This window comes from uncultured Sphingosinicella sp. (genome assembly GCF_963974575.1).
Classification (GTDB): Bacteria; Pseudomonadota; Alphaproteobacteria; order Sphingomonadales; family Sphingomonadaceae; genus Sphingosinicella.
In genome coordinates this window covers 275,412-295,645 of the sequence record NZ_CAXBBQ010000005.1, presented here as the reverse complement: position 1 = coordinate 295,645, position 20,234 = coordinate 275,412, and the positions used below count along the sequence as shown (strand labels likewise).

At 65.2% G+C, this 20,234-nt stretch carries 17 protein-coding genes; 4 read left to right on the top strand and 13 right to left on the bottom strand.

From position 1 onward, the window contains the following. Positions 1-40 precede the first annotated feature (40 nt). The 4 genes from AAC014_RS11605 to AAC014_RS11590 all read right to left on the bottom strand — a co-directional run bounded on the left by AAC014_RS11605 (position 41) and on the right by AAC014_RS11590 (position 5,692). Positions 41-2,095, bottom strand: a complete 2,055-nt coding sequence (locus AAC014_RS11605) for a DUF3857 domain-containing protein (RefSeq protein ID WP_339708613.1) — start codon at positions 2,093-2,095, stop codon at positions 41-43. A gap of 50 nt (positions 2,096-2,145) precedes the next feature. Beyond that, on the bottom strand, positions 2,146-3,624 hold the full coding sequence (locus tag AAC014_RS11600) for a hypothetical protein (RefSeq protein WP_339708611.1): 1,479 nt from the start codon (positions 3,622-3,624) through the stop codon (positions 2,146-2,148). A 125-nt stretch (positions 3,625-3,749) separates the two neighbouring features. Further along, positions 3,750-4,205, bottom strand: coding sequence for a DNA polymerase III subunit chi (locus tag AAC014_RS11595; RefSeq protein WP_339708609.1), 456 nt, complete (start codon positions 4,203-4,205; stop codon positions 3,750-3,752). Beyond that, complete coding sequence (locus tag AAC014_RS11590; RefSeq protein ID WP_339708607.1) at positions 4,202-5,692, bottom strand: leucyl aminopeptidase; 1,491 nt, start codon at positions 5,690-5,692, stop codon at positions 4,202-4,204. Before AAC014_RS11590 ends, AAC014_RS11595 begins: the two co-directional genes overlap by 4 nt. 151 nt (positions 5,693-5,843) lie before the next feature. Between AAC014_RS11590 and lptD the strand changes: the two genes are divergently transcribed. The 4 genes from lptD (at position 5,844) to rsmA (ending at position 11,359) form a co-directional block, all read left to right on the top strand. Next, positions 5,844-8,060: an LPS assembly protein LptD gene (gene lptD, locus AAC014_RS11585; RefSeq protein WP_339708605.1), complete on the top strand. Its 2,217-nt coding sequence runs from the start codon at positions 5,844-5,846 to the stop codon at positions 8,058-8,060. Positions 8,061-8,198: 138 nt separating this feature from the next. After that, positions 8,199-9,521, top strand: coding sequence for a peptidylprolyl isomerase (locus AAC014_RS11580; protein WP_339708603.1), 1,323 nt, complete (start codon positions 8,199-8,201; stop codon positions 9,519-9,521). Positions 9,522-9,531: 10 nt separating this feature from the next. Then, on the top strand, positions 9,532-10,518 hold the full coding sequence (gene pdxA, locus AAC014_RS11575) for a 4-hydroxythreonine-4-phosphate dehydrogenase PdxA (RefSeq protein ID WP_339708601.1): 987 nt from the start codon (positions 9,532-9,534) through the stop codon (positions 10,516-10,518). After that, entirely contained in the window at positions 10,511-11,359 is an 849-nt protein-coding gene (gene rsmA, locus AAC014_RS11570) for a 16S rRNA (adenine(1518)-N(6)/adenine(1519)-N(6))-dimethyltransferase RsmA (protein WP_339708599.1), read from the top strand. Before pdxA ends, rsmA begins: the two co-directional genes overlap by 8 nt. Positions 11,360-11,369: 10 nt before the next feature. Here the strand turns inward: rsmA and AAC014_RS11565 are convergent, their stop codons facing one another. The 9 genes from AAC014_RS11565 to AAC014_RS11525 all read right to left on the bottom strand — a co-directional run bounded on the left by AAC014_RS11565 (position 11,370) and on the right by AAC014_RS11525 (position 20,191). Next, positions 11,370-11,870, bottom strand: a complete 501-nt coding sequence (locus AAC014_RS11565; protein ID WP_339708597.1) for a tetratricopeptide repeat protein — start codon at positions 11,868-11,870, stop codon at positions 11,370-11,372. 38 nt (positions 11,871-11,908) lie between these two features. Continuing rightward, positions 11,909-13,075, bottom strand: a complete 1,167-nt coding sequence (locus AAC014_RS11560; RefSeq protein WP_339708595.1) for an RsmB/NOP family class I SAM-dependent RNA methyltransferase — start codon at positions 13,073-13,075, stop codon at positions 11,909-11,911. Positions 13,076-13,084: 9 nt separating this feature from the next. After that, positions 13,085-14,557 (bottom strand): IMP dehydrogenase, encoded by a 1,473-nt coding sequence (gene guaB / locus AAC014_RS11555; protein WP_339708593.1) that lies wholly within the window; start codon positions 14,555-14,557, stop codon positions 13,085-13,087. Between the two features lie 62 nt (positions 14,558-14,619). Continuing rightward, positions 14,620-16,164 (bottom strand): M28 family peptidase, encoded by a 1,545-nt coding sequence (locus tag AAC014_RS11550; protein ID WP_339708591.1) that lies wholly within the window; start codon positions 16,162-16,164, stop codon positions 14,620-14,622. Between the two features lie 99 nt (positions 16,165-16,263). After that, on the bottom strand, positions 16,264-16,686 hold the full coding sequence (locus AAC014_RS11545) for a flagellar biosynthesis repressor FlbT (protein ID WP_339708589.1): 423 nt from the start codon (positions 16,684-16,686) through the stop codon (positions 16,264-16,266). A 64-nt stretch (positions 16,687-16,750) separates the two neighbouring features. Further along, positions 16,751-17,368 carry an ATP-binding cassette domain-containing protein gene (locus AAC014_RS11540; RefSeq protein ID WP_339708587.1) on the bottom strand — a complete coding sequence of 206 codons (618 nt, stop codon included), beginning with the start codon at positions 17,366-17,368 and terminating at the stop codon, positions 16,751-16,753. Continuing rightward, a complete protein-coding gene (modB, locus tag AAC014_RS11535) occupies positions 17,358-18,047 on the bottom strand; it encodes a molybdate ABC transporter permease subunit (protein WP_339708585.1) in 690 nt (229 codons plus the stop codon). Before modB ends, AAC014_RS11540 begins: the two co-directional genes overlap by 11 nt. Next, positions 18,047-18,814: a molybdate ABC transporter substrate-binding protein gene (gene modA, locus AAC014_RS11530; protein ID WP_339708583.1), complete on the bottom strand. Its 768-nt coding sequence runs from the start codon at positions 18,812-18,814 to the stop codon at positions 18,047-18,049. The genes modB and modA overlap by 1 nt, the downstream gene beginning before the upstream one ends. Before the next feature lie 93 nt (positions 18,815-18,907). Continuing rightward, positions 18,908-20,191, bottom strand: a complete 1,284-nt coding sequence (locus tag AAC014_RS11525) for a tetratricopeptide repeat protein (RefSeq protein ID WP_339708581.1) — start codon at positions 20,189-20,191, stop codon at positions 18,908-18,910. Between the last annotated feature and the right edge of the window lie 43 nt (positions 20,192-20,234).

Below are 20,234 nucleotides of genomic sequence, written 5' to 3'. Positions count from 1 at the left end.
CACGGCCCGGCGCATCAAAGCCCGGCAATGGCTTTCGGCATCAGTTCCGTTTTGGAGCGCTGCAGGCGGGTGCGTCGCCGGTCCAGTCCGCCCCGTCCTCGAACGGCATCATCGACGAAGGCCTCTCCGCGCCAGCCTGCCGCGAAACAGATTCCTGATACACGCGAGAAACGTTGTTGTTGAATGTGGGAATCGCGTCTGTCGCCAACTTGGCATCAGCAGCACTGATCTCCGGAACATCGATGTGGCTGCTCATGACCGTGCGAACCACATTATTCACCATTCCCGATGCCCGCCAATAGCGCGTGCCACCAAGATAGAGGTTCATCGGATCGGCATAGTAAGTCCAGCGCCATTTCGGGCCTGACACCGGAAGACGGATACTCGTCGCGTAGCATTGATAGCGCGGAAAGTTGGTGAGCCACGGCGCGCTTTGGTCCTGCTCACGTGGACGCCGCCGCACCTCCGGCGCATAGAAACCGGCCCCCGGGATATCGAGGGTGCGGCCCCGCGCCTCATCGCCCTCCCATTCCGGGCGTCCCTCGCCCTCTAACGTAAGGACAAGCATCGCGCGCCTTTCATCATAGCGCCACGAAACCTCACTCGGCTCGGCCCATCGGACCTGCTGCCGCCAGTAGCTGCGAACAGCACGTTCCGCGTCTTCGGCCGACAGCGCGGCGAGCCGCATACGTGTTGCGAACGCCTCGTCCTGGCGCATCACATGCTGGGCGCGCACACTTGCTGGACTCGCAAACCCCTTGCTCGCATCGATATCCAGAACGGTGATCGCCTGCGGGCGCGCGAACGCTGTCGGGGCCACGGCTTCGAGCGCGCCACCGCCGGATCTGACTGGAAGTGCCCAGCGGAAAATCGGTGGGGGCAGCGTGTCGAGGTAGCGGTCCCCAAGCCGTGTACCGTCGAGCCAGTAAGTCTCGCCGTCGATCTTCGCGCGAACGACGACATGGTTGAACACATCGGGCCTCGGCAACCATAGGTCGGACCCATCGCCGCCGTTTATATCGACGAGCACCGGCTCGGCCTCGATCTTAAGTTCACGCAACAGCGCGAGCAGCATCGCGGTCTTCGCCTTGCAGTCGCCGAATCGGCGCTGCCACGTCTCATCCGCAGACACGGGGCGAAAGTTTCCGCCATCGAGCCCGACGTAAACGTATCGGATATGGTCCTGCACCAGGCGCAGCGCGGCTTCGGCGCGTTCAGTCGCGGTTTTCGCGCTGCCAGCGATCTTCGCTACCTCTGCGTGCAGGGCCGATGTGCCGGAAAGTGCTGCAGCACTGTCATATAATGGGAAAAAGTGCCGCGATACATCCTCCCAGCCCCCGAAACTCGAATATTCGACTACGCGTCGGACGTTGTAGCGCACGGGGGCGCCCTCGTTGATGATCGAACTGGTTGGGCTGCGCAGTTCATACATAAGGACGCTCTGTCCATCCGCCTTAGTTGGCAAGGTCTGCGGTAGGTCACGTGTCGCCCGCCATGAAAGCGCCTGCCCCTCCGGCCAGCTCATTCGAAGGCGGAACGCCCCCGGTGTCGCTTGAACCGGAAGCTGGACGGCGCCGAAAACGCGCTCGCCGAGCGTCGGATCGCGTCGAAGAATGGTCGATGCAAACTCGAGCGTATCCCCAACGCGCAAGCCGGGGACCTGCAGCATCGCCGTTAGATAGCCATCGAGGATCGACTGCTCGAGCCCACCCTCGCGCTGAATGACCTGGAACTTCTGGTCCTTGAGCAAATCGGTCACCTGACCGTCACGAACGATGCGGAGGTGATGCACCGTCGCCTTTCCGCTCGAAGGCGCCCAGACGACGGAGACATTCCCTGCAGGCAGTGCCTCCGGCGTCAGGAGTTTCATCCGGTAAGCGAAGTACATCTCCTGGCCCGCAGGACCGATCCGCACTTGGTGATCCATGAAATCCACCCGGACCGGCGCTTCCGGAGGCAAAGCACCGTCGGCGGGGAGCGGCGGAGCCAGCACCCAATTGCCAGGCGGCGCATAGTTAACGTGCGGCGCCTTGGGAGCCGCAAGGGCACTCCCCGTGCCGAGAAGCACCGCGAACGTTGTAAGCCATCGCAACACGCCTTACCCCCTTCAATTTGACCCCCGCCTGCCAATACGCAGCCCCAGCCTTACTGATATTGCAAACGAAAACGTCTCACACCTCCGGCGCGGGCAATGGCCGCCTGAACATCGGCCCGCGCTTTCAATTCGGGCAGTTTCGCATAAGGTCCTTTGAACAGGGGGCCGACGGGCGGCGGGTCGTAGTCGCTGAACTGCAGCAAGGCATCCACGTGCTGGTCGGGACTGTCGAGGCGGCGTATCAAAACCGCAGCCGCAGCATCCATGTCGCCCGCGCACAGCGGCAAGGTCATGGCCGCAGAAGGGCTGTCCTTCTCGTGCGAAGCGGCATAGGCGAGATCAGACTTGGCTGGTTCGGCTCGCCCCACCGCCAGCAGTGCACAGCCCCGTACAAGTCGCAGCACCATTTCACCGTAAGGAGCGATGTCGTGCTTACCATCGTCAAAAACGGAGACCGTCTCCAACGCTTCCACGGGCTTTCCCAATTCAAGCAGAAGGTGGCCAAGATTAAGCGCCTGGCTAACATTCACCCCCCCGCGCTCTGAAATCGCGCCGGCCTTGCGCATTGCCGAGATAGCCTCATCATCGTGGCCGAGCATGGCATAAGTCTTGGAGAGGCTATCCCACCACCAGTTCCGAAAGTCATCGAGATCAGTGAAAGTCACTGCGTGGACACGGTCCGGATGCGCGGCTTCAAGCGTCGCAAGCGCCTCTTCCGGACGGCCCAGTTGGCGCAGATAGTTTGCCAGCTCCAGCACGGCCTCCATCGAACCAGGATGAGCGGCAGCGATATCACGCATCTGTGCCAATCGCGCTTCCACGACAGCGCGGGCATCGAAACCGGGCTTGACCAATGCGCGCAGTCGCCGATCAACGCTTGCATCGATCAGATGCTGTGGCTCCACGACCCGCTCCAAAAGCGCAGTCGCCTGCGCCGTTTTTCCCTGTTCCGCCAACAATTCGGCATAGCTCAGCTTGAAGTTGTCGCCGGTCAAGAAGACATCAACAGGCCGATAATCTCCGTCGGTGAGGACGTGGAGGACGCGCGCCCGAAGCGACGTGTCTCCGTGATCCCGGAGCGTCCGATTCAACCGGGAAAGCCATTCAATTTTCAGCGTGTTGAGCGCGGCACGGTTCGCGCGCGCCATGGTTTCTAGCGTTTCGGCTACTGCGTCATAACGCTTATCATTCATTTCTGATGCGAAACGATTATGCCAGATGTATTCGCTCGCACCTGAGAGGCGCGTCCCTTCCAGCGCATATCGATACTTTGCAGCCTTGTCTTTCGCTTCCGCCGCGCACCACGTCGCAAATTCGAACACGCTTAGCCGTTTTTCTTCCGAGAGTGCCACGAAGGCCTTCTCTCGCACGACTTCGCCCAGCACGGCGAGGCTCGGCGCGCAGCTGTCCTGTTCTGCTCTGTCCGTTGCATACCGTAGGCGCTCGACCAGCGAAGCTTCGTCCGCAAGGGCCGTTCCCGCCGTAAAGGCAATAAGAAGGCCTGAAAGGGCAATGTCTTTGAAATGCACGCGCAGCCTCGCTCCCATCCTTTTCGAACGAGACACATTAGCGCAAGTACCAAACGAGAAAAGCTTTAGAACTATAGTAGAGAATTCGTCTGTTTCTCAAAAACAACGACACCTACTGACCGCGCCTACCCTGCCTTCTGCCAGCCCCCCTTGTCTCCCTGGGTCCAGTAAACCGGCTGAACACCCTCGCGCGCCTTCAGGGCCCGCCAGTGCGCACGCGCCGCGGCGAGCGAGTCTTCGTCGTTGCCGTCGAAGAGATAGAGGACGCGCGCGAACGATGCCGGGTCGCCGGGCAGCTTACCGCCCACCGAGATCAAAAGATCGGCACCGTTCGCGGGGGCGAAATCGTCGGTAAGCAGGATCGGCTGCAGGACCGGATTGTCGCGCCCGTGGGGCAGGAAGCTCCCAGGGTCGTAGGTCCACAAGTGACTATCCAGCGCATCGAGCTCGCCCCCGTCCGCTGAATGGACGAGCACGCGGTGGCCGGCCTCAACCGCCTTGCCCGCAAGGACGGGCACGACGTCGAACGGCCGCGACCGCGTGCAGTGATAGAAGCCGACCGGGGTAAGCGCCTCGCTCACGCCTCCAGCGTATCCTCGACGAAGCGGTCGAGCAGGCGCACGCCGTATCCGGTTGCACCCTTCTCCCACGTCGCGCCGGCCTTCGCGGACCACGCCATGCCCGCAATGTCGAGATGCGCCCATTTTACGCCGTCGTTCACGAAGCGGCCGATGAACTGCGCCGCCGTGATCGACCCCGCATCGCGCGAACCCACGTTCTTCATGTCGGCGATCGGCGAGTCGATCATCTTGTCGTAGGCACTGCCGAGCGGGAATCGCCACAACTTGTCGCCCGTCGCGATGCCCGCGCTGACGAGTTGCTTCGCAAGCTCGTCGCTGTTCGAGAAGATGCCCGCATATTCATGACCGAGGCTGATGATGATCGCGCCGGTCAGCGTCGCGAGATCAACGATGACCTCCGGGTTGAAACGCTTCTGCACCCATGTGATCGCGTCGCAGAGCACCAGGCGGCCTTCGGCGTCGGTGTTGATCACCTCGACCGTCTGGCCCGACATCGTCGTCACGACGTCACCCGGCCGCTGGGCGTTGCCGTCCGGCATGTTCTCCACAAGGCCGCAGATGCCGACGACGCGCGCCTTGGCGCGGCGGAGCGCAAGCGCCTTCATCGCGCCTGCAACAGCGCCCGCGCCGCCCATGTCCCACTTCATGTCTTCCATGCCAGCGGCTGGCTTGATCGAGATGCCGCCAGTGTCGAAAGTGACGCCCTTGCCGACGAAGACGGTGGACGTCTTCGCCTTCCCGCCGGTGCCGTCCCACTCCATCACGAGCAGCCGCGGCGGCTTCGCCGAGCCCTGCGCGACGCCGAGCAGCGCGCCCATGCCGGCTGCCCGCATCTCGCTTTCGTCCAGTACCTCGATCTTGATCCCGAGGTCGGCGAGCGGACGGCAGCGCTCCACGAAGCTCTCGGGGTAGATGACGTTGCCCGGCTCGGCGACGAGGCTGCGGGTGAAGCCGACAGCTTCGACGAGCGGTTCCAGCCGCGCCCATTCCTGCCCTGCACTGCCGGCATTGGCGATGGCGATCTCGGCAAGCGTCGGCTTCTGCTTCTCGGGCAGCTTGGTGCGGTACTTGTCGAACCGCCACGCGCGGAGGGAGGCGCCGAGCGCTAGATGCGCGGCCGCCTTGGGCGTATCGAGCGCGAGATCGCTGAGCCCGCCGAAATCGACCGTGGCCTTCGTTTCGCCCGAGGTCAGCAGCCGCGCGGCGATGGCGCCGCCGATCCGCTCGAACACAGCGGCGTCAGCATGACCGGGTTTGCCGGTGCCGACCACGAGGACGCGCGAGGCATCGGTGCCCGAAGGTGCCAGCAGCTCCACGATCTGCGCGGCGTCACCTTCGAACCGCGCCGTCTTCACGGCATTGGCGACCGCGCCGCCGAGCGCCGCATCCAGCGCCTGCGCCGCCCCCGACAGCACCGCGTCCTTCGCCGCGAAAACCACAAGGGCAGTGCCCGGCGTGTGCGACGTAACCCCGAACTCGATGCGCATCGGATGAACTCTCCTGGATGAAAAAACGATCGGGGGCGTTCTAGCCGCCCGGCGGGCGGACCGCAATTCACGGCGTATCGAAGCGCGCGCCTTGCCGCCGCGGGTGCGGCGCGGGTAAGAGGCGCTATCTGCCTGTCCGGGGAGCGCTTTCTTGTCCCGTTGTCTTGCCGCCTTTCTGCTCTCCACCGCGCTCGCGGGATTTGCCGCGCCTGCGTTGGCGCAGACGGACGCTGCCGCCGTGGATGCCGGCCCAGCGCTGAAACCCGGCGACGCGATCGAGTTCGCCGCAGATACGATGGAATACGACGACGACACGCAGTTGGTGACGGCGCGCGGCAATGTCGTGGTCACACGAGACGGCTACCGCCTCACCGCGAACGAGGTCGAATACGACCGCAAGACCGGCAAGGTCGAGGCGCGCGGCGCGGTGAAGGTGATCGACCCCGATGGCAACGAGGCCTTCGGCGAGCGGGTTGAACTAGACGAAACACTCCGCGACGGTGCGGTTGAGAACATCCTGCTCGTGCTTCGGGATGGAGGGCGGCTTGCCGCCCACGATGGTCGGCGCGAGGCCGGGCGCACCACGGTGAATCGTGCGGTGTATTCACCTTGCGACATCATCGGCGTGGACGGCTGCCCCAAGGAGCCACTTTGGCAGGTGAAGGCGCTGCGCGTGCGCCATGATCCCGATCGCAAACGTGTCTACTACAAGGATGCGAGCCTCGAATTCCTCGGCATCCCGATCTTCTACACGCCGAGCCTGTCGCACCCGGACGGGCCGGGCCGCAATGCGACGGGCATCCTCGTCCCGTCCGTCACCATCGACCGCTCGCTCGGCGTCTCGGTCGAGCTGCCTTATTTTCTGAGCTTTTCCGACCATAACGACCTCACCATCGCGCCGATCGTCTACACAGAGGTCAATCCGGCGCTTTCGGTCGAATACCGGCACCAGACCGCGTCCGGTCCCCTGCGTTTCGGCGGTATCGGCACCTATTCGTCGGAGCTCGACTTCCCCGACCCCGCAGGGACAGGTATTCCGAACAAGCAGTTCCGCGGCTATGTCTTCGGTAACGGCCGCCTCCAGCACAGTCGCAACTGGCGTTCGACGTTCGGCCTTCGCCTCGCCACCGACGACACGTTCCTGCGCCGCTACGACATCTCGCGCGACGACACGCTGCGGAACTTCTACCAGCTCGAGCGCTTCGGCGTGGAAAGCTACTTCGCGATCGAAGGCTGGGCCTTCCAGGGTCTGCGGCAGGCAGACATCGCGGGTCTCACGCCGATCGCGCTGCCGCTAATGAACTACATGTGGTCGCCAAGCGAAACGGTCGGCGGCGGCCGGCTGAAGCTGGCGGCCGACACGGCGGCGATCACGCGCACCGACGGCATGGACACCCAGCGTGCCTCGGCCTCCGCCGAGTGGAAGCGCAGTGCGATCACACCGTGGGGACAGCGCGTGACGGCGACAGCCCTCGTTCGCGGCGATATCTACCACGCCACCGACAGCGCCTTTGCCGAGCTTCCGATCTACGCCGGGCGCAACGGCTGGGAAGGCCGCATCCTGCCCGCCGCCGCGCTCGACATCGAATGGCCCCTCGCCGGCCCCGCCTTCGGCGGCACGCAAACACTGACGCCGCGTGTGCAATTCTCCGTCTCGCCGAGCGACGTGAACGACGACATTCCGAACGAGGATTCGCGCGCCGTCGACCTCGACGACACCAACCTCTTCGATTTGAACCGCTTTCCCGGCGCAGACCGCTGGGAAGGCGGGCGGCGCATGACGTACGGCGCCACATGGCGGCTCGATCGCCCGCGCTGGCATATCGAGAGCGAGTTCGGCCAGAGCTACCGCTTCGACAACGCGCCCGGCGCATTTCCGCAAGGCACAGGCCTTTCCGGCAACTTCTCCGACTTCGTCGGCCGCAACACGCTGCGTATCGGCAGCGGTTTCGACGTGACGCACCGCTTCCGGCTCGACAAGACGAGCCTGAGGCTACGCCGCAACGAGATCGACGTGACCGTCGGCAACAAGCGCACCTATGCGACCATCGGCTATGTGAAGCTCGATCGCGACATCAATATCGAGGATCTGGAGGATCGCGAGGAGGTGCGCGCGGGCGGCCGTATCAGCTTCGCGCGCTACTGGTCGGTGATCGGTTCGGTGATCGTCGACCTGACTTCGCGCGCGGAGGATCCGCTCAACACCTCGGACGGGTTCGAGATGGTTCGCCACCGGCTCGGTATCGCCTATCAGGACGAGTGCTTCGAGTTCGGCGTCACGTGGCGACGCGACTATGTGGAAGACCGCGACTTCCGGCGCGGCAACGCCTTCCTCTTCTCGATCAGTCTCAAGAACCTTGGCCGCTAATCCGCGGTTCAGCCGCGGGAGACTAGCCCTCACGGTAAGCGTAAACGATACGCTGACATTCATCTCAGCGCGTGCTAGGCGGCATGACCTGAGAGGCTACAAGACCGCTCCGGCGCTGCCGGGACGGGGGAGAGATTGATGAGGTTTTCGACGCTGCGCTGGCTTGCTGCCAGTGTCGCAGTTCTTGCTGCAGGGTCAACGTTGGCCCAGAATTCCCCGCTCGCCGGCCTCTCCGATCCCGATATCGAGATCCTCGGTCAGCCTGTCGACCCGACGATCCGAAAGGCGACCGCAATCGTCAACGGCGACGTCATCACCGATACCGACATCGACCAGCGCCTCAATCTGGTGCTTGCCGCGAACCAGGGGCAGATTTCCGATGACGAGCGCACGCGCCTGCGGCTTCAGGTCGTGCGCAACCTGATCGATGAAAAGCTCCAGATTCAGGAAGCCACCGCACAGGAAGTGACGATCGCGCAGGAGGAAATCAGCCAGGCATTCACGCGCGTCGCCTCCAACTTCCGTATGAGCAGCGACCAGTTCGACGAGTTCCTGAAGACGCGCGGCACGTCACAGAATTCGCTGAAGCAGCAGATTCATGCCGAACTCGCGTGGAGCCGCCTGCTACGGCGCAAAGTCGAACCGTTCGTAAACGTCGGCGACGACGAGGTGCAGGCGCTGATCGACCGGCTGAACGCCGCGAAGGGCACCGAGGAATTTCGCATCGCCGAGATCTTCCTGACCGCCACCACCGAAAACGCGGAACAGGTGCGCGAGAACGCGCAGCGGATCGTCGATCAGGTGCGGCAGGGCGGTTCGTTCGTCGCTTATGCCCGGCAATTCTCCGAAGCTTCGACCGCAGCCGTCGGCGGCGATCTCGGCTGGGTGCGTCCGGCGCAGCTTTCGCCCGAACTCGCACCGGTGGTCGAGAGCCTGCCGCGCGGCGACGTCTCCAACCCCATCCAGATCCCCGGCGGCTTCGCGATCATCGCGCTTGTCGACAAGCGGCAGGTGCTCGCAGCCGATCCCAAGGACGCGGTTCTCGCAGTCAAGCAGATCACGGTGCCGCTCGCGGCCGATGCGACGCAGCAGCAGGCGGCCGGACTCGTGCAGCGTCTGCAGGCCGGCACGCAGAGCATGGGCGGCTGCGGCGGCGCCGAAGCCCTGGCCGAGAGTTTCGGCGGCAATGTCGTCGCCAACGATCAGGTCCGCCTCGGCGATCTGCCGCCGCAGCTTCAGCAGATCATGGAACCGATGCAGATCGGCCAGAGCACGCCGCCCTTCGGCACCCGCGAAGACGGTATCCGCGTGCTCGTGCTCTGCGGCCGCGAAGACCCGCCCGCCGCAGGCGCGCCCTCGTTCGACCAGCTCTACGCGCAGATGGAAGAGAGCAAGGTCGCCATGGCGGCCCGCCGCTACCTGCGCGACCTTCGCCGCGATGCCGTTATCGACTACCGGTGATCAGGGCGCGATGATTCCACCGATTGCCGTTACGCTTGGCGACCCCGCGGGGATCGGCCCGGAAATCATCGGGCGGTGCTGGGAACAACGCGAAGCGCTTGGGCTTCCGCCCTTCTTCGGCGTGGGCAACCGCGATTCGCTGGCCTGTGTGTGGAAAGGCCCGGTCTGCCAGATCGAACATCCCGACGACGTCGGCGCCTGCTGCGACGCGCTGCCGCTCATCGAGGTGGCCGACAGCGAAGTGGTCGAACCCGGCAAGCCGACACTGATCGGTGCGCGCTGCGCGCTTGATGCGCTGGAGATCGCCACCGGCCTCACCCGCAGCGGCGCGGCGGGCGCGCTGGCGACGGGGCCGGTTTCCAAGGCGCAGCTTCAGGCGATCGGCTTTACGCATCCGGGGCAAACGGAATTCGTGGGCGAGCGCTGCGGCGTGTTCGCGGCGAATCTTGCGATGATGCTCGTCGGCCCGACGCTGCGCACTGTGCCCGTCACCATCCACGTGGCGCTCGCCGACGTGCCGCAGCGGCTGACCACCGACCTTATCGTCAGCCGCGGACGCGCAGCCGCGAAAGGATTGACGCGGAATTTCGGCATCGAAAACCCGCGCATCGCGGTTGCCGGCCTCAATCCTCATGCGGGGGAAAGCGGGCTTCTGGGACGCGAGGAGATCGACGTGATCGCCCCCGCAATCGCGGAATTGCAAGCCGAGGGCATCGACGCGTTCGGGCCGCTTTCCGCCGACGCAATGTTCCACGAACACGCCCGCAAGGCCTATGACGCCGCGCTCTGCATGTATCACGATCAGGCGCTCGTGCCGCTCAAGACCCTGCACTTCGACGAGGGCGTGAACCTGACGCTCGGCCTGCCGATCGTCCGCACCGCGCCGGACCACGGCACCGCCTTCAACATCGCCGGCAAGGGAATCGCGAGCCACCGCGCGATGGCGGCGGCGATCAGGACGGCGTACGAATGCGCCGCGCACCGCGCGATTGACTGACACACTGCCGCCCGGCCTCGCCGCGCTGCCGCCGCTGCGCGAGGTGATCGCGCGGCACGGCCTCTCGGCGAAAAAGGCGTTCGGACAAAATTTTCTGTTCGATTCCAATCTTCTCGACAAGATCGCGCGCGTTCCGGGGCCGCTCTCGGGCGCACGCGTTTACGAGGTAGGGCCCGGACCTGGCGGTCTGACACGAGCGCTGCTCCGCGCGGGCGCCGAGGTGACAGCCGTGGAGATGGACAGCCGCTGCCTTCCCGCGCTTACCGAACTCGGCGAGGCCGCAGCGGGGCGTCTCACCGTTATCGAAAACGACGCCATGCGGATCGACGAACCGGGCGTCCTCGGCGGCCCGGCGCACATCGTCGCAAACCTGCCCTATAACGTCGGCACCGCGCTTCTCATCCGCTGGCTTACCGCTGATCCGTGGCCGCCGTGGTGGCTGAGCCTCAGCCTCATGTTCCAGAAAGAGGTCGCCGAACGCATCGTCGCGGCGCCCGATACCGACGCCTACGGGCGCCTTTCGGTCCTCGCGCAGTGGCGTTCGCGGCCGCGCATCGCGCTGTCGCTGCCGCCGCGCGCGTTCATCCCACCGCCGAAAGTGGATTCCGCGGTGGTCCACATCGTGCCGTCCGAGGCGCCGGAAGGCGTGCCGGTAAAGGCCGTGGAGCGGGTGACGGCGGCGGCGTTCGGTCAGCGTCGCAAGATGCTGCGCGCAAGCCTCAAGGCGCTACCGGGCGGGCTCGAAGCGCTTGCCGCGAGCGGCATCGACGGCGCGCGACGCGCGGAAACCCTGGCTGTCGGTGAATTCGTCGCGCTGGCGCGCTGCTGGACCGAGCAATAGTTCAGACGGTTTAGTTGATCTTCGGCGCAGGCTTCTCGGCGGCCGCCGTGACCGTCGCCGGAGGCCCCTTTTCGATGGCAGCCGCGAGCGTCACCGCATTCTGGCATTCGCTCTGGCAGAGCTTGCGGATGCGCGCCAGATTGTCCTTCGCGAGCGCAACCGCACCGCGCGCCATATAGGCCTCGCCCTGCTCTGAGAGCGCGGTGAGGTCGTTGGGATCGATGGCGAGCGCTTCGCGGTAGAATTTCACGGCGCGGCCGGGAAGTCCGAGGATCTCGTACGAGCGCGCGATACCGATGTAAGCGCGGGTGTTGCGGGGATCGACGGCGAGCGCGGTTTCGAACTGATCGATCGCGGCCTGCGCCTTGTGGCCATTGAGGAGCGCTTCACCGCTGCGTGTGAGCTGCATCGAAAGCGGCGCGACGCTCGGCTCCACCGTCTTGCAATAAGCAACGCTCGACGCCGTGGCGATGGCGACAGCGATTCCGGCGAGCATGATCCTGGACTGCATGAACACTTCCCTCAACGTCACTCCCCCAGAGGCTCGCTTTAGCATGACTTTTCATAACCTGCGATGAAGAAACCGTCCGTTTCGTCGCGATCAGGACGCAGAATTTGTGCGCCGCCGACATCGAGCGCCAGGTCGGAATGCGTCTTGCTGAGCGCCTCTGCCTGAAGCCGCCCTTCCTCGGGAAGCAGCGAGCACACGGCATAGACCAGCCTGCCACCCGGCTTCAGCAGACGCGCGCCAAGATCGGCGAGATGGGCCTGCAGCGCCGTGAGCCGCGCGAGCCGCTGCGGGGTGAGACGCCAACGCGCTTCCGGATTGCGCCGCCATGTGCCCGTTCCGCTGCACGGGGCATCGATGAGCACCACGTCGGCGGCGCCCAAGAGATCGCCAAGCGCTTCGGCTTCGCGGCCCGGATCGAGAAGGCGCGTTTCGATGTTCGCGGCGCCTGCACGCGCCGCGCGGGGGCCAAGGCGCGATAGTCGTGAACGATCGGTATCGCAGGCGATAAGGCGCCCACGGTTTTCCATGTCCGCGGCCAGCGCGAGCGTCTTGCCGCCCGCGCCCGCGCAAAGATCGACGACTGTCATGCCCTGCTGCGCGCGGCAGGCCGCGGCGATAAGCTGGCTGCCTTCGTCCTGCACCTCGACGCGGCCGTCGTTGTAGGCGGGCAGATCCTCGACATTGAGCGCATCCACGAGGCGGAGGCCATCTTGCGCGCGCGCGGTCGGCACGGCGCCCGGAATGAGCGGTAATACCGCGCCGCGCGTTGTTTTCAGACGGTTGACGCGCAGGTCGAGCGGTGCGCGCTCAGCAAGCGCACGCAGCAGACTTTCGGCATCGGCATATTCCGCGGCGAGCTTCGCGGTGAGCCATTCGGGGGCCAAACCCGGCGCGGCGGTGGGCTCATCTTGGGCGAGAACCGCGGGACCGTGCGGGTCGTCGCCGAAATGCGACAGCAACTCCGGAGCTTCGGCGCGTGCATAGCCGATCATGGCGGCGCGGCCGCTTTTCGGGCGTTCGCCGAGCGCGCGGATGACGCGATAGACGAGATCGCGGACGGCGCGGCGGTCCTTCGAGCCCGCATAGCGCCGTGTCTTGAAGTAGCGCTGGATGAGCGTGTCCGCCGCAGCGCCGCCGCCCGCAGCAGCGTCGATGATCTCATCGAGCAGCACGATCGCCGCCTCGACGCGCGCGGCGGGCGTCACCGGTTTGCCTTAGCGCGTCGGATAATTGGGCGCCTCGCGCGTGATCGTGACGTCGTGGACGTGGCTTTCGCGCAGGCCCGCATTGGTGATCCGCACGAACCGCGCACGCTTCTGCAGGTCCGCGATCGTGCGCGCGCCGGTGTAGCCCATCGCCGCCTTCAGACCGCCCGCGAGCTGGTGGATGATGTCCTTCGCTGGACCCTTGTAGGGCACCTGCCCCTCAATACCCTCGGGCACCAGCTTCATCTGGTCCTTGATGTCCTGCTGGAAATAGCGGTCCGCCGAGCCGCGCGCCATCGCGGCGACAGAGCCCATGCCGCGATACGCCTTGTAGCTGCGGCCCTGGTAGAGGAACGTCTCGCCCGGCGCTTCCTGCGTGCCGGCCAGCAGCGAGCCGACCATGACGGCGGAGGCGCCCCCCGCGATGGCCTTGGCGATATCGCCCGACGTGCGCAGGCCGCCGTCCGCGATCACCGGAACGCCGGACTTCATGGCTTCCTCGGCGGCATCCTGAATCGCCGTGAACTGCGGCACGCCGACGCCCGCCACGACGCGCGTTGTGCAGATCGAGCCCGGCCCGATGCCGACCTTGATGCCGTCCGCGCCCGCATCGATGAGGGCGCGCGTGGCCTCAGCCGTCGCAACGTTGCCGGCGATGATCTGGACGGTGTTCGAAAGCTTGCGGATACGGCTCACCGCCTCGGCGACGCGGACCGAGTGGCCGTGCGCCGTATCGACGACGATGAGATCGCACTCGGCATCGATCAGCGCCTCGGTGCGCTCGAAACCGGCATCGCCCGTGGTTGTCGCCGCCGCGACACGAAGGCGGCCCGCGGCGTCTTTGGTGGCTGTCGGGAAGGTCACGGCCTTCTCGATGTCCTTCACGGTGATGAGGCCGATGCAGCGATAGGCATCGTCCACCACGATCAGCTTCTCGATGCGACGTTGATGAAGGAGCCGCCGCGCCTCTTCGTGCGTCACGCCGGGGCGGACGGTGGCGAGGTTGTCCTTCGTCATGAGTTCGCTGATCGGCTGCTCGGGATGCTCGGCGAAACGCACGTCGCGGTTGGTGACGATGCCGATGAGCTTGCCGGGCTGGCCGCTCGGGCTGCGCTCGACGACGGGGATGCCGCTGATGCGGTGACGCTTCATCAGGTCGAGCGCCTCGCCGAGGGTTTCGTCCGCGTGCATCGTGACGGGGTTCACCACCATGCCCGATTCGAAGCGCTTCACCTGGCGCACCGCTTGCGCCTGCTCCTCGATCGTGAGGTTGCGATGAAGCACACCAAGCCCGCCGACCTGCGCCATCACGATCGCCATGTCGGCCTCGGTCACCGTGTCCATGGCCGAGGAAAGTATCGGAATATTCAGGGAAATTTCGCGCGTCACGCGCGTCGAGAGATCGGTTTCGCTCGGCAGGACTTCGGACTCGCCGGGCACCAGCAGGACATCATCGAAAGTGAGTCCGAGCCGGATGTCCATGCCGTTTTCCTTGTTGCCGATTTTCGAGGTGGCGGGCTTATGCCACCGGTTCCCGGGAATTGCTACGGTCGCCGCTGATATGGTGACGATTTCGTCCATGTGGGCCATTCGCGGCTGTTCGCAAGTCCCTGACCAACACCGAGCAGGAGGTTCATGTCGGCCGCCGCGCCGCGATAATCGATGGGCAGCGTCACCGCGTCCGTGGGCTGGTGATAGTGGTTGCCCATGTAGTCGCCGAAACCGCTCCCGGTGAAAATACCGGTCGCGATAACGGCGGGCACGCCGACCTCGGCGAAGGCGAAATGGTCGGAGCGCGCGTAGAAACTCTGGACGTCGGGCATCGCGATGATCCGGCGGCCCTGCGCTTTCGCGGCATCGGCCAGCCGCGCGTCGAGGCTGGTGAGTCCTTGCCCCAGCACGATGACATCGTCGGAAGGACCGTTCGCGGCGATGGTATCGAGGCCGAACGCGGCGACCATACGCCCTGCGTCGATGGGGCCTGACGCGGCGAAGTGCTTGCCGCCGAGCAGCCCGCTTTCCTCGGCGGACGTCGCGAGGAACAGCACGGAGCGCTCGGGGCGCCTGCCCTTCGCGAAGGCTTCGGCAAGTTCGATGAGGCCGCCGACACCGCTCGCATTGTCGACCGCGCCGTTACAGATCGTGTCGACGCCGGTTCCGCAGTGCCCAAGGTGGTCCCAGTGCGCGAGATAGACAACGTATTCATTCGGCCGCCGCCGCCCCGGGAGCACGCCTGCCAAATTGTAAGAGGTGAAGCGCGTCAGCCGATTTTCAGCGGAAAGCGCGCCGGAACCGAGCGTCCTCGGTTTGAAGCCTGCCCCGGCGGCTTCACTTTTCAGCATCGCAAGGTCTACGCCGAGGCCCCTTGCCAGCGCTGATCCGGCCTCACGGCCGACAAGGGCATAAAGCGGTGTTTTTACAGGTGTACCAGCGTCGATCTGCACCTCGGCGCGCCCGGCGAAAGCGCGCACGCGCCGCCACTCGTCCTCTCCGGGGGCCAGATCATAGATCAGTATGGCTCCGGCCGCGCCCGCGCGTGCAGCGTTCTCCAGCTTCACAGTGCGCAGGGATTGCCGCCGCATAGCCTCCGACGGCTCCTCGCTTCCATTGGGAAGGCCCGCGAAAACGAGCGCGATCTTGCCGCCGAGGTCGAGGCCACCGAAATCATCGCGCCCCTCTTCAGGAAGCACGACACCATAGCCCGCGAACACGATATCCCCCTTTGCTGCTGCGCCCTTCTCCGTCATCGGCGCGCGAATCGTCGCCGTCTCGCCGCTTTCGATCGTCACCGATCCTGCCGCTATGCGCCCGGCCCCCACTTCGGATTTCAGCAAAGGTACAGGGAGGCGATAGGTTTCGCCCGAAGCCGGCCGCAACCCGATGCGGCGATACGCAGCTTCGATGTAAGCAAGGGTCTTCGCTTCCCCCGCCGTGCCGGGCTCACGCCCTTCATAGGCGTCCGACGCGAGTTCAGTGACGTGTGCGGCGATGCCCTCGGGCGTGACGACGGGATCGCTTCGCGGCGCAGTCGCACACGCGGCTGCCGAAAGAAGAGCGAAAAGCGGCAGAAAAAAGCGTGATTTCAACATGCGATAACACGCTAATGGCCGAAGCATCGCCTGCCAAGCCTAGCCAACAGGTCTTTCCATTACCGCACAATGGGCGTCGACAAGCGTCGACGCATAGCCTTACGCCCGGCTTTGCAACCGCAGCTCGGCATCGATGTCGCCGAGGATCAGCGTTTCATACGCGATGAGTTCGCGGCATCCGGTGAGCGCGCGGTAATATTCGCGGTTCATCATCGCGAGGCTGACCTGCGCGCAGATAAGACGCACGCGCGGGTTTTCCACCACGTCCATGAACGCATCCATATGCTCGCTGAAACGCGGATAGTGGCTGTCCGCCGCGTCGGCATCGAGATAGGAGAGCATACAGACGAAATACAGGCGGGTTGCCGGCGTGCGTGCCTCATCCTCGCGAATGACATCGCTGTCGCGAAGCACACCGGCCTGATTATCCACCGTCAGCACGGCATGCTGATCGCCGTTGACGATAACAGCACCGTTGACAGCAAATTTCTCGCCCGGATCGAGCGACAGTTTAAAAGCCACGGCCAATTCCCCCTGAAAATCAGCCGCACGATACTTTCATATCGGAAAGAACTTCTTAACGGCGTCAGCCGACTTCTATGATCTGCGTCGCCAACCGATCCACCTCGCGCTCGTCGTGCGTAACGTAAAGGATGGGCAGCTTCAGCGTATCGCGGATGCGTTCGACGACGTGGAGCACCTCCTCGCGGCGCGCGCGATCGAGGAACGAGAGCGGTTCGTCCAGCAGCAGCGCGCGCGGCCCCGAAAGCAGAGCGCGGCCGATGGCGACGCGGCGTGCTTCGCCGCCCGAAAGCCCCTTTGGCCACCGGTCGAGCAGATGCGCGATATCGAGCAAGCGAACCGTGTCGTCGTAGTCCATCCAGCGGTCCTCCGGCCGTGCGAGGCGATGACCATAACGCAGGTTCTCGCGAACCCGGAGATGCGGGAAAAGCCGGGAATCCTGGAACACATAGCCCAGCCGGCGGCGTTCCGGCGGGACATTGATGGCCGCGGCGTCGAACAGCGTCTCTGCGCCGATGCGGACATGGCCCCGCTCGGGCGTGAGCAGGCCGGCCACCATGTTGAGCACCGATGTCTTGCCCGCGCCCGACGGGCCGAAGAGCACGACGAGCCCGCTTCCGGAAAAGCAGGCGGATACCTGCGTTTCGCCGACGCGGCGTGTGACATCGACATCAAAGGACATGGCGCCCCCGCGCGGCACGACGCGCCAGGATTTCGGAGAAGACGAGCGCCGCGAGCGACAAGCCGATGGCGATGGCGGCAAGGCGCAGCACCTGCCCCTCCCCGCCCGGAAGCTGGAGTGCACTGTAGATCGCGAGCGGCAGGGTTTGCGTTTCGCCCGGCACGTTCGACACGAAGGTGATCGTGGCGCCGAATTCCCCGATCGAGCGTGCAAAGCCGAGCACTGAGGCAACGAGCACGCCCGGGGCGGACAGCGGGAGCGTGACCGAGAAAAACACGCGCGTCCGGGTCGCACCGAGCGTGCGCGCGGCGCTTTCGAGGCCGCGATCGACGTTTTCGATGGAGAGCCGCAGCGCCCGCACCATCAGCGGCAGCGCCATCACCGCAGCGGCAATGGCAGCGCCGGTCCAGCGGAACATCACCGTTATGCCGAACCCGTCTTCGAGCCACGCACCGACCGGCCCGTTCCGACCGAACGCAAGCAGCAGCAGCCAACCTGTGACGACGGGAGGCAGTACGAGAGGCAGGTGCACAAGGCCATCAAGCAGCACCTTGCCCGGGAAGCTCGCACGGGCGAGCAGCCATGCAAACGCGAAGGCAATGGGCAGCGTGGCCAGCACGGCCGTGATGCCGACCTTGAGCGTCAGCAGCAGAATCTCAAGCTCGGCAGGCGAGAGCATCAGGGTACTGAAAAACCGTGCCGCGCCAAAATGACCCGGGCCTGGCGCGAACCGAGAAACGCGAGGAATGCCGAAGCATCCTTCGCCTTCGCCGTCTTCAGCTGTGCGGCGGGATAGCGGATCGGCGGATGGCTCGATGCCGGAAACACGCCGACCACGCGGACCTTGCGCGAGGCGGCGGCGTCCGTGGCGTAGACGATGCCGAGCGGCGCCTCGCCGCGCTCGACGAGCGCGAGCGCGGCGCGCACATTCTCGGATCGCACCACGCGTGGTTCAACCACCGCCCAGACGCCGAGCGCTTCGAGCGCGGCGCGGCCGTACCGTCCGGCGGGGACGGCGGCGGGATCGGCCATCGCCAGCCGCCCGGCGCCGAGCGCGCGGGCAAGCGGGAAGCCTTTCGCGATCCTGAGCGTCACGGGCGAATCCAAAGGCGCGATCAGCACCAGCCGGTTGCCCGCGATGACACGGCGACTGCCGGACGCAAGCAGGCCGCGCTGGTCGATATGGTCCATCCACGCTTCGTCGGCCGAGATGAAGAGATCAGCGGGGGCGCCTGCCTCAACCTGCCGTGCGAGGGCCGAGGAGCCGGCGAAGGAGAGTACCGGGCGTGGATGGCGCTGCCGGGCCCAGGCATCCGCCGCCTCGCCCAGCGCTTCCTGCAGCGAGGCTGCGGCGAGGACAACGGGGGCGGCGCTTTGCGCGCGTGCCGGGAGGGCGCCGAAAAGGGCGAGCAAAACGAGAGCGACGATGCGGGCTGCGTGGGTCATTTGCTATATTCTGGCTTATATAGCCCTTACCGCTGCCGCAAACAAAAAGGGCGGCGCCGAGGCACCGCCCTCTTCAAGCTCTCCGCAGGCGGATCAGTTCACGGTCGCTGCCGTCTGCGTGCCGCCCTTGCTGCTGAGATGCGCGAGCCAGAACTTCGCGATGTCGGCGCGCTTGCCACCCTGCACCATGTTGAAGGCCGCTTCCGCGCCGGCCTTGTCGCCGCTGCGAGCGAGCGCGATGCCGATGCGGGTGTTGACCTCCGCCGCGTCGACGCCGCCCTTCTGGAGCGCCAGACGGTAAAGTTCGACGGCCTTGGCGTTCTCACCGTAGCCGAGGAAACCGTCTGCCGTGGCCTTCGCCATGCGACCGGTCTTGTCGGCGCGCGCTTCCTTCTCGAGGCCGGGCAGTGAGGCGCGATCGCTCTTCACCTTCGGCGTAACGATGGTCACGAGTTCCTTCACATATGCCTTGCTGGTGGAGAGCGCGCCCTTCGCGGTGCCCGCGTCGATGACGCTCTTGGCCTCGCCGGCAAGACCGCGCTTGTCGGCGGTTTCGGCATATTCGAAATAGTCGCGTTCGCCGGTGAGCGCGTTCGTGTCGTGCATCAGACGCATGACATCGAGGTTGCCCTGATCGTCGAGGCCGGAGGTTTCGCGGAAGATCACGAGGACGTCGCGCCAGTTCGTCGGCGTCGGATAGGCCTGCACGAGCGCGACCGACGCCGGCGTCACCTGATTCGCGAGCTTGCCGTCGTAAGCGAGCGCGAGCGCGCGCTTGTACCAGCTTTCCTCGACAGGCTGACCCGCCGCCTGCTTCGCCTTGATCGCCTTGTCGATCGTAGCGACGGCTTCGGGCGTACGGCCGGCGCGATTGTACATCTCGCCGAGGCCGACAACGAGGTCCGCATCGTTCGGGTGTTCCGCCACCATCGCCTCATAGACCTTGATGGCACCCGGCACGTCGTTCTTCTGCACCGCGAGCGCGGCGAGGCTGCGCTGGAACTTCAGCTTTTCCTCGGGCGTGGTGCTGCCGCTGTCGATCGAGCCCTGAAGCCCTTCGGCAAGCATCGCATTGTCCTGCTTCGCAAGCGCGACGTTGATCTTGAGCGCATTCGCCATGTACTTGTCGTCCGGCGTCTCAGCGAGCGCTTCGGCCTCGCGAATCTTGACGAGCGCCCCGTCGTTGTCGCCCTTCTGCTGCAAGGCCTGCGCCTCACCGAGCGCCTTCTGCGCCTTTTTGGAGAACTTGAACTTGCGCGCCTCCGGCGCGGCTTCCTTCTTGTCCTTTTCCTTGGCGATCGCGGGCGCAACCATGGCACCACTCGCGATACCGAGAGCAAGCGCGAAGCCGAGCGCCGTGCGTGAAACCATCTTCATTCGTCCAGTCTCCCCAGTGCAAGTTCCCGTAAATCGCCGGGAA

Excerpts from the sequence above, each read along its gene's own strand:
- AAC014_RS11550 (WP_339708591.1), bottom strand. The coding sequence starts at position 16,164 with ATGTTGAAATCACGCTTTTTTCTGCCGCTTTTCGCTCTTCTTTCGGCA.
- AAC014_RS11525 (WP_339708581.1), bottom strand. The coding sequence starts at position 20,191 with ATGAAGATGGTTTCACGCACGGCGCTCGGCTTCGCGCTTGCTCTCGGT.
- modB (WP_339708585.1), bottom strand. The coding sequence starts at position 18,047 with ATGCTCTCGCCTGCCGAGCTTGAGATTCTGCTGCTGACGCTCAAGGTC.
- guaB (WP_339708593.1), bottom strand. The coding sequence starts at position 14,557 with ATGGACATCCGGCTCGGACTCACTTTCGATGATGTCCTGCTGGTGCCC.
- AAC014_RS11565 (WP_339708597.1), bottom strand. The coding sequence starts at position 11,870 with ATGCAGTCCAGGATCATGCTCGCCGGAATCGCTGTCGCCATCGCCACG.
- AAC014_RS11580 (WP_339708603.1), top strand. The coding sequence starts at position 8,199 with ATGAGGTTTTCGACGCTGCGCTGGCTTGCTGCCAGTGTCGCAGTTCTT.
- modA (WP_339708583.1), bottom strand. The coding sequence starts at position 18,814 with ATGACCCACGCAGCCCGCATCGTCGCTCTCGTTTTGCTCGCCCTTTTC.
- AAC014_RS11540 (WP_339708587.1), bottom strand. The coding sequence starts at position 17,368 with ATGTCCTTTGATGTCGATGTCACACGCCGCGTCGGCGAAACGCAGGTA.
- pdxA (WP_339708601.1), top strand. The coding sequence starts at position 9,532 with ATGATTCCACCGATTGCCGTTACGCTTGGCGACCCCGCGGGGATCGGC.
- AAC014_RS11590 (WP_339708607.1), bottom strand. The coding sequence starts at position 5,692 with ATGCGCATCGAGTTCGGGGTTACGTCGCACACGCCGGGCACTGCCCTT.